This window comes from Mycoplasmopsis citelli (assembly GCF_900660645.1).
Lineage (GTDB): Bacteria > Bacillota_I > Bacilli_A > Mycoplasmatales > Metamycoplasmataceae > Mycoplasmopsis > Mycoplasmopsis citelli.
Genome location: NZ_LR215036.1, coordinates 911946 through 927721 on the forward strand (window position 1 = coordinate 911946; position 15776 = coordinate 927721).

Annotated in this window: 7 protein-coding genes; all 7 read right to left on the reverse strand. The window is 27.3% G+C overall.

Annotated elements, in window-relative coordinates; genetic code table 4:
• Window positions 1-7: 7 nt before the first annotated feature.
• The 7 genes from EXC58_RS03405 to EXC58_RS03435 all read right to left on the reverse strand — a co-directional run bounded on the left by EXC58_RS03405 (window position 8) and on the right by EXC58_RS03435 (window position 15561).
• Window positions 8-7747 carry a synaptonemal complex protein 1 gene (locus EXC58_RS03405; protein ID WP_129725636.1) on the reverse strand — a complete coding sequence of 2580 codons (7740 nt, stop codon included), beginning with the start codon at window positions 7745-7747 and terminating at the stop codon, window positions 8-10.
• Window positions 7748-8138: 391 nt separating this feature from the next.
• On the reverse strand, window positions 8139-8483 hold the full coding sequence (locus EXC58_RS03410; protein WP_129725637.1) for a hypothetical protein: 345 nt from the start codon (window positions 8481-8483) through the stop codon (window positions 8139-8141).
• 357 nt (window positions 8484-8840) lie between these two features.
• Window positions 8841-9161, reverse strand: coding sequence for an HNH endonuclease (locus tag EXC58_RS03415; RefSeq protein WP_129725638.1), 321 nt, complete (start codon window positions 9159-9161; stop codon window positions 8841-8843).
• Window positions 9162-9301: 140 nt separating this feature from the next.
• Window positions 9302-9637, reverse strand: coding sequence for an HNH endonuclease signature motif containing protein (locus EXC58_RS03420; protein ID WP_129725639.1), 336 nt, complete (start codon window positions 9635-9637; stop codon window positions 9302-9304).
• Between the two features lie 266 nt (window positions 9638-9903).
• Window positions 9904-11859 carry an ABC transporter ATP-binding protein gene (locus tag EXC58_RS03425; protein ID WP_165177550.1) on the reverse strand — a complete coding sequence of 652 codons (1956 nt, stop codon included), beginning with the start codon at window positions 11857-11859 and terminating at the stop codon, window positions 9904-9906.
• Window positions 11849-13618, reverse strand: a complete 1770-nt coding sequence (locus tag EXC58_RS03430) for an ABC transporter ATP-binding protein (RefSeq protein WP_129725641.1) — start codon at window positions 13616-13618, stop codon at window positions 11849-11851. Before EXC58_RS03430 ends, EXC58_RS03425 begins: the two co-directional genes overlap by 11 nt.
• Window positions 13619-13839: 221 nt before the next feature.
• A complete protein-coding gene (locus tag EXC58_RS03435; RefSeq protein ID WP_129725642.1) occupies window positions 13840-15561 on the reverse strand; it encodes an endonuclease in 1722 nt (573 codons plus the stop codon).
• Window positions 15562-15776 lie beyond the last annotated feature (215 nt).

Here is a 15776-nt window from a genome sequence, read left to right on the forward strand (position 1 = left end):
CTCCTTGTTAATGAACTTTGAACTTAATGTTAAAGAATCCATCTGATCCGATAGCATTTGTAAAGTCTTGTTCTCCAATTCCTTTATCTTTTCCTGAAATATCTTCAATTGTTTGAATTAATCCATCAACAGGTCATAAACGAGAGCCACCAAATCTTCTTTGTAAATTCAAGGCTTTAAATGATAATCCTTCTAAATCTCTGTATTTAATTTTACTCATCACATGAGAAAAGAAATTTGAATAGGTTTTAGTTGAATTATTAGTTTTTCCTGCATTTGAGCGTCTAAAGAAGAAAACGTGTCTTAAAACATCAGTGTTTCCTCCAAGAGTTATATTTTGAGGATTTGATGTTTGAACTTTGTCAAATCTATTTAAAATTTGTCAAGTAATTACCATTAATACCGTTCCGTCATTACTTCCTTTTTTAGTCATTGGAATTCCAATAACAAACGGAAGAAATAGTAAATTTTTTCCTTTATCTGTAGTTACATTATATTTATACTGATACTGATTAACTCAATCATAAGTAGTTTGATCTTTAGGTCCAATAAGCCTTCTTGAATGATCAATTTCACTTTGATATTGAACTCCTTCATCAGAAACAAAATAAGGATTTACTGTTCTTCAAAAGATTTGATTTCCTACTTGAGTATATCCTTTATAACTTCCTGTTAATTTAACTTTAATTCTAAAATCAGGTGAAGAAGTAGTGGTGCTTGAAGGAGCTGCATCAATATCTTCAGTAATATCTTCTGAATAAAATGAAGCATTATCGTTAATTGCTTTAACTAAAGAATATTTATTAAAGGCACTAAGTAACCGTGATGGTGCTTCCAAATTATTTCAACCGGCTTCTTCAGCAGTAAATAGTGGAGCATTTAAATGAGCTTCATCAGAAATATTTTCTTTGGTAATGCTAAAAGTATTAATTATATTAAAGTTAATTCCAATATTTTCAAATTTAACCCCAAAACTTTGTACATTACTAAAGGCACTAGTTTCATCTTTTACTGAAGCAGGTTCAGTAAACCTAAAGTAAAGATCAATAAATCCTCTTCGAATTTTTGGATCATCTGTTAAATGAGATTGGACATACTCAGCATTTGGATCACTAGATGATTTATAAGCAAAAACTTCAACATTATTAATATTAAAAATTGAAGAATTTCCTTTTAAAATATTAAATTTTTCAAATAAACTTCCAATTAATCCAGTTCCATTTGTATCAAATAAAGAATTTAATTTTTTGGCTTTATAAGTAGTTCCATTAATAGTAATATCTTCTTCATTAACATCATTTCCTTGAAGAATTTTTTTAAAACTTTCTAATGTGGTACTTGCTTTTGCGATAATATCTTCATAATTGAATTTTCCGTTAGTTTTTTGAGTTAAATACTCAAAAAATAAATTAATGTTATTTGGATCGGTAGTTCATTTAAATAATTTATAAGCTAAGTCAAATCCCTTAGTAACAGAACTGAAAATATCAAAATCACTTGCGGTGCTAGCAGTAAGATTATTTAACTCTGTATTGCTTGCCAATGAAGGAATTGCAAGTTTGTTATATTCACTTTTAACTAAGGTGAATTTATCTTGATCTGGTGCAATATTAGGCTCAGCTTGGGTACTTGAAGCAAGATATTTTAATAAATTATTTAAATTAGCTCTTCCCTCATAGTCTGAAACCCCTGTAAGGAATTTCGATAAGGCTTTTTGTAAAGTATTTTGATCAGCATCACTGTTTCCAAAAACTAAATTAAGCAATTTTTCTTTGGCTTTAGCTAATGCAACAACAATATTTTTATAATTATTAAAGTATGTTTGTCTCTCAGTGGTAATATTTGCTGGAGTATCAGTAGTAAATAAAACATTTGATTCATCAATTTCATTTTTTATATCACTTTGAGAATTGCTTGTTAAAACATTAATTTCGGTTAAAAAGGCATTAATTTTAGTTTCTAACTCAGCTGTTTGTAAATGAGTATCTTTTATAATTTTACGCACATTTTCTGATGAATTTAGATCAGCTAATTGTTCTTTAATACGTGTTAAATTGCTAATTTTAATTAAAATTGAAGGAATTGATTTAATTGAAATGAGATTTTGATAATAATTAACAAATTCATCAGCTACCTTTGTTAAAGTTTCAATTGGATCATTTCCACTAATATTTTCAATTCATTTTTTAAGATCATCATCACTTTGATTTACTTTATTTGCGTATTCTTTAGCTTTGGTATGAAGTTTATCAGTAGCAGTTGGATTAATTGCTCGCTCAAAATCAACTAAATCAGCTTGAGTAATTCCAGTTGTTTCAAAAATAAAACTTTGACTTACTCCATTGGTGTTTTGAGAATTCAATAAAGTATAAAACTCATTAAATTTATTTTTATATGAATTGTATCTATGAGCTTCTCATTTAAAAACCGCTACTTGTTGTTGGATATACTTTTCATGAGCACTAATTAAATTAGTATTAAAGGTTTCTAATTTAGTCGGACTTGAAATATCAATATTTTCAAGTGGATCTAATGCAACTGATTTAAAATCGCTTATCCGTGGAGAATTATTTACATTCGGGAAATGGTTATCAATATATTTGTCAAGCGATAAATGTAGCGATAAATCTCTTTTAGCTCTTTGAGTTTTTGCTTTTATAATCTGATCAAGCACTCCATTGTTGGAATTGTATATCTCCAAAGCAACTTTAAGTTTTTGATCTTCATTATGTGGATTTGCGTTTAAAATAGCTGTTGCTTGAGTAATTTTTTGCTCTAATTGAGTGTAAAGGTCTTGAATATCTCGAGGTTCATAATTTGGATTAGTGTTATGATGTTTTTTATAAGTATCCAAATATTGCTGTGCTTTGTAAATATTAATTTGCAAAATTTGTGAGTTAATAAATGCAATAGTATATGAATTGTCCGTTGAACCAGTAATATATTTTTCTAATAAGCGATCATAATCATCTTTAGTTTCCAAATTATAATTTTTATTTAACTCAGTAAATGGTTTATTAAGAATTTCTAGTAAAGGAGCTTTAGCATCACTAGTTAGATATTCAGCATTTCCTGGAGTAGAGTTAAATTTATTTAACTCATTTTGGATTTTAGCTATTTCAATAGCTAAATTTAAGCGAGCTACATATGTATCAAGCATTAAAATATTACGATCAAGTTGAATGTTATCCTTTAGAGTGTAATAATTTGACAAACCAGTATCTATTTGTGCTTGTAACATAGTTTTTGAAACAGTAACATTAACGTTACTTTGAATACTTGAATCTAAGCTATTTAATGAAGTAATTTTAGCATTAGCTTGGGTAATTAACTGAGCTATTTGCTTGTATTTATCAAAGAAAGCATCAATTTCAACTGCATTGCTAATTGCCTGATCAATTTGAGTTTTATCAGTAGCTTTACTAATTGCTTGAGCTTGAGTGTGGAAAAATTCATCAGCTTTATCTTTTAATTTAGTAAATTGTACATTAACGTTATTAGTTCCACTTTGATAAAGTGTTTCAACTTCTTTAACTTTAATTCCTTTTTCAGTTGCTGTATTGCTATATAAAAGATTAAGAGCTTTTTTACGAGCTAAATATAAATCATATTGATTTTGAAATTCATTAACCAAATTTGGAATTAATATGGTACTAATTTCGCTAGCAGATTTTGTAGTATTAGGAATGCTTTTTAAAATAATATCAGCGAGTTTTTGAGCATCATTTTCAAAACCATAGTTAAAGTTTGTTGTGTTTTTGTAGTTGAAATTATTATAATCATTGTCAGCAACAACTTGATTTTGAATATTTAATTTTTCTTTTTGAATTGAAATTAAATCAGTTAAAGAATTAACGGTATTTTCAAGGTTCAATAATTTTGCTTGAGTAATTGGAGTTGTATTTAGTATTGTTTTTAAATGATTAAAATATGCTTCTAATTTAGTTTTTCCTTCTTGTTGAGTACCCTTAGACCCAGTTCCTTGATTATATGATGTTGGAATTTTTGCTTTTTGACTTTCAACTAAATTATATACTTGAACAAATTTGTTAAATAAAGCCATTTGCTCTTGTAAATTTTGTTCTTTGGAAATTAATTCCAAAGAATTAAGCGATAAATAAGAATTTTTATAGCTATTGTAAGTTTTTGAAATGTCAGTAATAATACTTTGTTTTCCGCTCTGATCAGTAGGTATATTTGAGTGTGTGCTTACTAAATTTTCTGCTTGCTTAGTAGTAATTGCTAGTTGTTTTAAATTGTTTTCTTTAAATTGAACTTCTCCAAGTAAATTATCAATACTAATTAATTGATTTTTATTCTGAACTGCATTAGTTTGAGTAACTAAATTATTTAACTTAGTATCAATTTGAGTTTTTAAACTTGAATCGATATGATTGTTTTGAGCATTTAATTTTCTATCCACTTCAGCTAAATAATTGTTGATTTTTTCAAGTTCGCTTGCTTTAGCTTCTTCAAGAGAAACATTATCAAAATACACATCTCTAATTTGGTTTGCTAAACCTAAAATACTTTCAGGAGTTTTTTCATATAAAGTAGTTTCTGAGACTTGATACGGAGTTTTATTGTTTAATTGGTCAAAAAGAGTATTGTTTGGATGCTGATTAGTTAATACTTGAAGGTTACTTTGATTTGGGTTACTTTGTGAATTTTTGCCAAAATAATCAAAAACAACCTTAAATTGTGTAATTAAAGAATTTAGAGCCGAAAGTTTTTGGTAATCTTGCTTAATTTTAACTAAATATGATGTTTGAGTGTAATTATTAACAGTGGTTTTTAAAGCATTAATTCAATTGCTTATAATTCCTTTTCATGAATTGCTATAAGCATTTTTAATTTCTTCTGAATAACTAGTAAATGGGTCTAATTTACTAGTTAAATTAATTGAAGCTTGAATAAATGCATCTTTTGCATACGCAAGAGGAAGTTCATTAAGTTTAGCAAGTAGCTGAGCTGTTAAGGTTGTCTTTTTCCCGTTAGTATTAGCTGCGTCTTTTAAAGAGTCAAAATCAGCAAAAACTTTATCTGTATGAGTAGTATTTGTTAATCAATCAGCATTTTTTTGACTATCATATTCAGTTTTTTTACTATTTTTTAAACTTAGAGCTACATCTCAATCATTTTGGATGCTATTTTTTTGCTCAGTTGCCTTTTTAATGTAAAAATCAATTTCATCACGTAAGTTGATTAAATTCCCTTTTGAGATGTAAAATTGCCCAATTTGCTCTTTGTAATTTTGAATTTTAGCATCATAAACACTAATTGCGTGATCGAAAATAGCATGATTTCTCTCGTTTGATGAATAAACGCTTTCTAAGTTTTTAAGATGATTTTGAGCTTCAATTCGGCTTTGGGTTTTGGCAATTTCACCTGTTAAAATTCGTGTTTTAAAATCAATTACAGATGGTGAATCACCAAATTTAATCAGTGAATTATTTGGCTCATTAACACTTCCGCTACTTGGGATATTAATAATTGATTTTAATAATGCTTCATAAGCAATCGAATTATCATTTTGGTTGATTGTTTGTAATTTATCTGCACTATTTTTAAGGGTTTTAGCTAATTTTAAATAGTTTTTAATAGTGCTTTCTAACTCATCAATTTGTGTTTGGGTTTTGTGATTATCATTAATTAAATTCTTAGTAATACTGTTAATGTTTTCAAATGAAGCATTAATTTCTGCATAAGGACTTTGGCTTACGAAATTAGTTGTAATAATTTTATTATCCAATATTTCCTTGTTAGTTTTTTTCAATAATGCAACCGAAATATCAAGCGATAGTGTTTTATAGTAATTATTAAGAGCTTCAATTTTGGATTTAATTTGATTTTTATCAGGGTCTGAATTAAAAAAGGTTTCAATAAAAGAGACAACTTCGGTGTTGAGTTGCTTGGACTTAGTAAATTCACTTGTAGGAGCAAAACTAGAATAATCATTATGCTCATTATTATCCACTAATGATTTTAATTCGTTATTTTTAACTTCAAGCTCTTTAGCTAATTCAACCAAATCCATTAATTGAGTAATTTTTTCATTAGTCTCTTTTCTTTTATCATCAGTCAAATTCGTTGAAGCTAATTGCTTTTGATATTCGCTTAACTTATCAAGAAATTTCTTTTGCATTGGAGTTGGAGCACCATTTAATGAATAAGGAGCAAAAGTCTCGTTAATTTCCTTAGCATTTTCTAATGGAGCTTGAGTTCTTTGATAATCAGCTTGCTTTTCTTTATAATATTTAATAGCTTGAGTAATTTGTTGGGTAAGAAGATCTAAATTATCGACATTTGCTGCATTATCTAAAGCACTTAAAATACTATTTTTAATCTCTTTTATTTTTGAAATTTCTCTTTCTAAGTAAATTTGCTCAGATTTTTTGCGATTTGATGAAGCAATAGTTTCATCGCCTAAAGAAACTAATTTTTCTAATTCTTTTCAATTTTTAGAAGTTTTTTCTAAGTTGTTAAGAGAATTAGAAATTTCTTTAAATTTCAACTCTTTTTGCTCATTAGTTAAAGACGGATTTTGAGTTATTATTTGGCTTTGTTTTTTTAATTCTTGTACTTGACTAAGTAATTTTTGAGCAAATGATGAATTAATTTCTCCGTTTTGATTAACAAAAGTATTAAATATTGAATTTTTTGTTTGAGTTTGATGCAATAAAGCTTTTTCATTGCCTTGGCTAATATGAATTTTTTCACGCGATTTTTGATAAAGTTTAATTAAACTTTGTAAATCTTCTCTAATAGCAGCAGAATTATTTGCAATTAAAGCTTCGGCTTGCTTGTTTAAAAATTTTAATTGGCTTTTAATATCACTAGCAATTACATTATCATTATCGCTAGTTAAAGATTGAGTAAAATCGTATCAGTTTTTAAGTTCGATTCGATTGATTTCTCTTAGTTGATTTGAGTTAATTCATAAAGCTTCGTTTAATTGTTTAACTGGTGGATTTGAATTAAGTAACTTATTAATTTCAACATTTATTTGAGATAAACTTTTTTTATCAATATTAAAACCTTTATTAAGCGAATCTAAAACTTGCTCATTTAATTTTGTTAATGAGTTTCGAAATAGTGAAGCTAATAAAACATTATCATAAATATTATTGTGTAATGAATTGAGTTTTTCTAAGTACTCATTAATATTATCAAAATCAGAATTAATAATGGTACTTAATGAATCACTAAAAGACTCAGCGTCAACTCCGCTAAGGGTTTTTTGATCTAAATATTGCCCTATTTTACTTTTAATAGAACTAATTAAATTTTCAATATTTTTAACACTTGAAACTAAATTTGTCGCTTGAACAATGCTATTTAAAATATCACCCTGAGTTTCTTTGGGGTTATTTTGAATCTTTTGAATTTGTAAATTAACTAATTTTTGAATTTGCGAATCTTTTGAAATGGATTTGAGATTATTTAAATTTGCTGATAAAGTTTGTAACAACTTATTTGTGTTAGGAGTTTCTTTGATAATTGTTTTAAGTTGGTTATTAACCAAATCATTTAAATAACTAATTTCTTTATCTTTATCAAGAGCTAAAGTAGGAGTTGGATTTAAAGCTTGGTTTTTATAATTATCAATTCGATTTAAAAAATTGTTTTTTAGTGATTCGTCAGTTTTTAAATCAATAACTTCATTACGAACTTTAATAACATTTTCAAGGAAATTATTTAATGATTTATTAGATTTTTCTTTTTCTGTTGAAAGTTTAGTAATCATTTGATCATAAACTTTTTCGTACTCAACTAGCGCGTCCCTTGAATATTGAGGTTGATTAAGTAAAATTAAAATTTGATCAATAGTAGAAAATAAAGTGCTTTTTTCTTGAGAATTAAATTTAGTCGTGTTGTTTTTAATTAGTTGTTCATGATTGGTCCAAATTTTAGTTTCAAGACCAATTGAAAAGTCGTTTTGTTGCTCAATAAGTGGATCGACAACTTCATAAAAAGCTTTAAGTGCATTTTGTTTATTAGCTGTAGAAAGTTGTTTAAGAACATTTTCTTTGGCAGTTTTAATAAAGTTTTGAAAATCAACATCTTTAACTAAAGAATAATATTCTTTTAAAAGTTTTCTTTCTTTCTCTGGGTCTTTAGCAACATTAAGTAGTGCCTTAGGCGAAGAGTGCCTTAGGCGAAGAGTGCCTTAGTTTGTTTCTTTGTTGAAGCATTGTTGCGATGCTTGAATTTTCATTTGCAAGAAGTTGATTTGCATAATCTACTTCTAAATAAAGATCTTTAATCTCTTTATTATTTTGATCTGATTTTGAAAGATCTTTTAACTGAGAAATTGTTTTATCAACTTCGTTTTTTAATTCCATAAAAAAGTATGTTTGTTTAGGAAAATTTTTGTGATTGTTATGTAATGACAATATAGCACCTAAAGATGCAATTGCCCCAGCTCCTGTAATACCAGTTGATATCCCTAATGTTACGAGTGCTTTATTGTATTTTTTCATAATAAACCTCATTTTATTTTATTAATTAAATGATTAAATAAATTTATCTTTTCTGGTTATAAATTCAAAATAAATTAATTAAAACTTAAACATTATAATATTTTTTAACAAATATTAAATCTAAAAAATATAAAAAAATCAAAAAACTAAACTAAAAAAATTGATATGAATCCTTAAGTTTGGATTTTGTTGTCCAACTCTAGGGTTCATATCATTGTTTATTATTTATGCTTATAAAATTTATAAGTACTTTTCTTGTAGAAATCATCAAAACATAAAATATATAAAAATAACGGAAAAATTCCGTTATTTTGTTTTGCATTATTTATGGTAAATTTATAAAATTAAATTAAAAAGTTATTTTTCACGAATTTCATAAGCTCTTTTGCCTAATTTTTTAGTTTTTTCTTTATCTTTAATAACTTCAAAATTTCTTCCATTTGCTGTGTAGGCTGTTTTATCTCCTGCTTCTCTGTTTGTATCTATATGAGCAGGAATTAAATTATGCAATTCGTTTGAACCCCCCTTAGCTTTTGGGTAAATGTGATGAATATCTCAACGGTATTTTGAATTTTGATCTCCGTATGCAGATTTATGGATTTCTCTTCCCGCAAAATCAAAAGCAACTTCCTTGTTTCCAAATGCTTTTTCTCAAACTTTATAAGCTAAATCATTCATTTTAAATCTCCTTAAATTTTTATTGAAATATTTAATTATTTGTGATTAAATTTGGATTATTCCACAATTTTAATTTTTTAATATAAATGAAATTTTCTTAAGAAATACTTTGTGTCAATATTTAAGAAAACAACGTTGTTTTAATCAAGTCAAGATTCTTTTTCTCTTATTCTATAAACTTTTTTGCCCAACATTCTAGTTTTTCTTTTACTTAAAACAACTTCAAAGGCCTGATCATTAGCTCAAAAAGAAGTTTTATCAGCTGCTTCTCTGTTAGTTAGAACGTGAACACAAAGTAGATTTTCTTCATCATTTGATCCGCATTTGGATTTAGGAAAGATGTGATGAAGGTCTCAATTGTATCTAGAAAATATATTTCCATATGAAGATTTTCTTATTTCTCTTCCTGCAAAATCAACTGCTACTTGTTCAGAACCGTAATATTTTTCCCAGATTCGATGAGCTTTATAAAACACTTTTGTCCTCCTTTCTTATAATTTTTTGTATGTGAATAAATTATACAAGCTATTTTAATTTTAGCTATTTTATCCACATTTTACGGACATATTTGTAAAAATAATTAAATTTAAAAGTATGATAATTTTTTAATTTCAAAAATATCTTTTAATAAACTTATTTAAAGTTTAAGAAATGTAAAAATTTAAATGATAAGAATTAAATTCTTTTAAATAAAAAAATCCATTTTTACTTAACAATCATAAGTAAAAATGGATTTGATTTTTTAAGCTTGCACTTTAGAATTTGCTCATAATGTTGAGTAATAACCATTTTGAGTTAAAAGTTCATTATGATTTCCTCTTTCGATTATTTGACCATCTTTAAGAACTAAAATTAAATCTGAATTTTTAATTGTTGAAAGTCGGTGAGCAATCACAAAACTAGTGCGATTAGACATAAGTTTATCCATTGCTTGTTGGACTAATTGTTCAGTTTTAGTGTCGATGCTTGAAGTAGCTTCATCCAAAATAACTACTGGAGCATCATGATAAGCGGCTCGAGCAATGGAAAAGAGTTGTTTTTGACCTTGAGAAAGTTCATTTCCTCCGTCAGAAAGAACTGTTTCATAATTGCTTTTTAAATTACTAATATAATAAGAAATATTAGCTGTATCAGCACTAAGGTACATTAATTCTTCATGAATAATATCTGCTCCATAAGCGATGTTATTACGAATGGTTTCAGTAAATAAATGAGTATCTTGCAATACCATTACCAAAGCTTCACGAAGGGAGCTTTTTTCAATATCTCTAAGGTTAATATCATCAAAATAAATATCTCCACTTTGAATTTCATAAAAGCGATTTAAAACATTAGTAATAGTTGTTTTTCCTGCTCCAGTAGGTCCAACTAAAGCAATTTTTTGTCCAGGATAAGCTATTAAAGAAATATTTTTTAAAATTAATTGATCATCACTATATCCAAAAGAAACGTTTTTAAATTCAATTTTTCCTTTGGTAATTTGGTATTGTTCATTTCCAATTTTATTTGGTAATTTTCAAGCAAAAATACTAAAAAGATTTTCCTTATTTTCTTCGATAAAATTCCCATTTTCATCTTTAGAAATTTTAACTAATTTTACTTTTCCTTGGTTAATTTCAGGTTTTTGGTCAAGAATGTCAAAAACTCTTTGTGAACCAGCTAAAGCCATTACAATAACATTTGATTGTTCAGCAACTGTAGAAATTGGGAAAGCAAAAGAACGTGCAAATTGTGAAAACGAAAATAAAATTCCTACACTTAAACCAAAAAAGTTTCGACTGCTTTCAAAGGAAATAATAATAGAACCAACTATTGAAACAGTTGCAAAAACAATTAATCCTAAATTCATTGCAATAGGGAAAAGTAAATTGGCAATTCGATTAGCTTTATTTTCTGCTTCAAAAAATTTATTGTTAAGTTTTTCGAATTTTTCCACTGATTTTGCTTCTTGATTAAAGGTTTTAACTACCTTTAAACCACTAAACATCTCTTCGGTAAAACCGATAATTTTTCCATTTAATTGTTGACGTTTTCTAAAATATTTTCCTGATGCAGAACCTAAGGTTTTCATCACATATAAAATAACTGAAACTAAAAGTAAAGTAATTAAAGTCAAAATTCAACTAAGTCATAACATAATTGCAAATGAAACAATAAGTGTTACAGAAGCATTAATTGTTGCTGGAATTGATTTAGAAATAAATTGTCTTAAGGTATCAATATCGCTAGTATAACGCGATAAAATTTCTCCTTTTTGATTTTGGTCAAAGAATTTAATTGGTAAAGTTTGTGAATGAACATATAAATCATTCCGCAACTTAGCCATTGTTTTGAAGGTAATTTTTACAATGATTCATTGATATAGGAAGTTAAATAATATTCCCAAACTAAACATAAAAACACCCAGAATCATCATTAGGTAAAATTTATTTCAATCAAATTGATCTTTGGAAATTAATCCACCATTTTTGTGATCAGTTAATAATCCATCAATTAAAACTTTTCCTAAAAAGATTTGGTTAAAAATCATTCCAATATTAGAAATAAAAATCAAAATAAACACCAAGGTCATAATTGCTTTATGATCTTTTCACACTAAATTGAGAACTCTTTTAAAAAATGCTTTCTTTTCAGCGAATTTTAATTTAACATGTGGAGTAGATCTTGAGTTGCTTTTGGTATCAAAATTAATCCTCATTAATTCCTCCTGCATTTAGTTGTGCTTGATAAATTGAGTTGTAAAATTCATTATTTTTAATTAGTTGCTCATGAGTTCCTTGAGCAACAATTTCTCCTTGATCTACAACGATAATTTCATCAGCGTGAATAACTGAAGAAATCCGCTGAGCGATAATAATTTTGGTGCAATCTTTAATTTCTTGAGTAAGCGCTTCTTGAATAAGACGTTCAGTTTTGGTGTCTACTGCTGAAGTTGAATCGTCTAAAATTAAGATTTTAGGATTTTTAATTAATGCACGAGCAATACAAAGACGTTGTTTTTGTCCTCCAGAGAAATTCACTCCCCCTTGATCTACAATAGTATCAAGTTTATTTTCTAGTTGCATCACATAATCTAAAATCCCTGATTGTCCTAATGCTTGATAAATTTCTTCATCAGTAGCATTTTGATTTCCTCAACGCATATTATCCCGAATGGTTCCGCTAAAAAGGCTATTTTTTTGTAAAACAATAGCAACAGCATCCCGAAGTGAATGAATGTTGTATTCTTTAACATTTTTACCCCCAACAAGAACTTCTCCTTCGGAAGCTTCATATAAGCGACCTATTAGTGAAACTAATGAAGTTTTTCCGCCTCCAGTACGTCCAACAATTCCTAAAGTTTTTCCTGAAGCAACACTAAAAGAGACATTCCGTAAACTATTTCCTTTATTGCTTGTATATCTAAGAGAAACATTTTTAAATTCCACATTCCCATTAGCTACTTGTTTTAGTCCGTTTAAATTTTCTGAAATTGAAGGAACTTCTTTAATAACTTCAAATACCCGCTTTGCACTTGGGCCAGCAATAACTGTTTCTCCAACAACTCCAATAAACATAGTAACTGCAACTGAAGTTTGTCAAATATACGAAGAAAAAGAGACAATAGTTCCGGTAGTAATGCTTCCATTTAACACTAAATGAGTTCCATATCCACCCAAAAATAGTGTTGCTGTAAAAATTGGAACCATAAATGCTGGGACTCCTAAAACTAATCCATGTTCAACATAAATATTAATTTTGGTTAATTTAGCCACCTTTTCAAAAATGCTTTTAGCTTCTTTTTTCTCAGTTACATATGATTTGATTGTTCGCATTCCTTGTAAATTTTCTTGGATTTTGTGATTTAAATCATCATAAACTTTAAACATACTTTTAAAAACTGGATAAGTTTTTCACCAAATTAAACTAGTAAAAATAATTAACATCGGCAAAATGACTAAAAACATTACTGATAATTGTGGACTAGCACTAATTGAAAAAACTAAATTTAAAACTAGTAAAAAAGTCGCTCGAAACGGAATTCGAATCATCTTGTTAAAAGCGTTAGTAATGTTAGTTACATCATTTCCCATCCGATTAATTAATGTAGCAACACTGTATTTATCGATATTTTCAAATGAAAATCTGCTCGCTTTATAAAATAATGCTGAACGAATATTTTTACCAAGTCCAGCTGCAGATTTAGATGCTGCCACTCCTGCTATAAGACCTAAACTTAATCCTAAAATAGCAAATAAAATGAGCAATCCGCCATATAAATAAACTTTATTAATATTTTGTTGGATTTGATCAAGTGGACGGTTAATTGCATCAATTAAATAACCTATTAAAAAAGGCATTGTTACATTAGAAACTGTTTCTAACATAACTAAGATAATATTAGTAAAAGCTCAGCCACGATAGCCTTTGGTTAATTCTCAAAAAATTCTTCAACTTTTATTTGAATATTCATGCATACAATCCTTTCTTTTAAAATGAGCTATATTTTATAAATATTACAACTTTAAAAATTAATCTTTAAAATATCTTTATTTTTTTACAAAAAAATCTGGAATATATTCCAGTATTAAAAAAGTAAGAAAAGATGATACGAACGCTAAAAGTTGGACAATAAAAATCCAAACTTAAAGAGTTCATATCAAAGACTTACTTTTTAATACTGATTTAATTATTTTAATTAAGTAGCACTAACTAAAATTCCTCTATTAACAAATGGTTTGGGATTATTTCCAAATAGATTTTCAATTAAATTTGGATAATCAATAAATGGATTTCTTAAACCATTATATTTGGCAACTGCATTATTGCGAGTAATGTCAAATTGATCAACAGGATCGCTTTGATCTCAAGATAAATAAGTATTTAAAAACTGATTTTGAATATGTGGGTAGTTTTTGGTAAAAATATTAGTGTCTCCATTGTAAATATTTTTTTGATTATAAGTAATTGCAAAGTATAAATAAGCTCGTGCAACATCGCCTTTAAATGCATCTATTGGTTCAAAAACAGTTTGTTTATTAGAGTGTTTTCCTAGTTTTGAGCCATTTTTAGTTGTTTGTGAGACGCTTGCAACTAGTGCATGTGGATAGTTAGCTCGAATGGCGTTGACTTTAATATCAGTAGGTCATACAAACTGAGCATCACTTCTAATTGGTTCTTGTTTATTAAATCATGATTGTGGAATAAGATGTTCTCGATTGGTCCCATCTCCTTCTTTAGAACCTCCATTTGTTTTATAGATTTGATAAACATACGGATCACTTCCGCTTGGGTTTTCTGAATAAATATCTAAAATGCTATTATCTTTTTCAAAATATTTATCTTTAAAAGCATCACTAGAATTATAAAAATCTGGTAGTTTATCATATGAAGTGGTTTTATGGTTTGCAGTTTGTAACTGAGTAATTTTATTAAACAAATTTTGTCCTGAAAGCCCTTCTAAAGCTTTGTAATAATCATTGGTTGAATCGTAAGTGTAAGTATGTTTTTTAGCACTAATGGTTACATTAACTAAGTTATTTTTAGGAGTTTTAGAATCTTTTTGTCCATAATTAATTACAAAGGTTCTTTGCTCTCCATCGTATTGATAATTAATAGTAATTATTTGCTTATCTGAATTAATTTCTCCTTGAAGATAGTCGTATTGAATTGAAGGATCGTTATTTTTTTGATAATGAATAAAAGATAATTTTGAAATGTCTAAATTATCTTTAAGCTTAATTAAAGGTTTTAATTCCTTTCCTCCAGAAGCAGTTAAAACATTATCGCTTCCTTTTCTAAATCTAATATTACTGCGATTTTTACCTAAATTAAAAAGTACTTCTGACTGTATATTATAAGCGTTTACAACTTCAAAATCTGAACTACTTTTTGGTGTTTCGTTTTGTTTTGGAGGTTCTGGTTCTTTTGATTCTTGATTATAATGAATGATAAAACTTTGATCTTTGCCATCATAAGTGTATTTGATAGTGATAGTTTTTTTATCAAGATCTAAAAGACCTTCTAAATAATCGTACCTTCTATTTCTATGTCTACGATCTTGAAATTCTAAAAAAGAAATTTTTGAAAGATCCAAATCATCTTTAAGTTTAATTAATTCTTTTTGTTCTCCTCCTGAACCAGTTAAGATATTATCATCTCTTTTTCTAAAGCGAACTGTTTTAAAATTTTTATTTTTAGAATGTTCAACTTCAGATTTAATGTTATCTAATGAAACAATTTCAAATTGAGCTAAAGATTGCTTTGGATCTTGCTCATTACTAGGTTGTTGTTCTTTTTGTGGAGCTGGTTGTGGAGTTGGAATTTGGTTTTTATTAGCATTATTACAAGAAGCAAGCGAAATTGCTGAAATAGTACCTAAAAAGCTTCAAGCAATAAAAGCATATTTTTTGATTTTCATTTTAAAAGGACCTCGATTTACTTTAATTAATAATTTAATAATAAAATTATACAAAATATGTTATAAGACCCAAAGTAAAAATAAAAAGAAACGAATTGAAAAATTCGAGTGTAGTATAATTATAAAAACAAAAAATAAAAATCCAAATATTTTTTAAAAATAAATCTTTTATAATTGTTTTATAACAATTATGAAAAAAATAATTTAGGAGATTA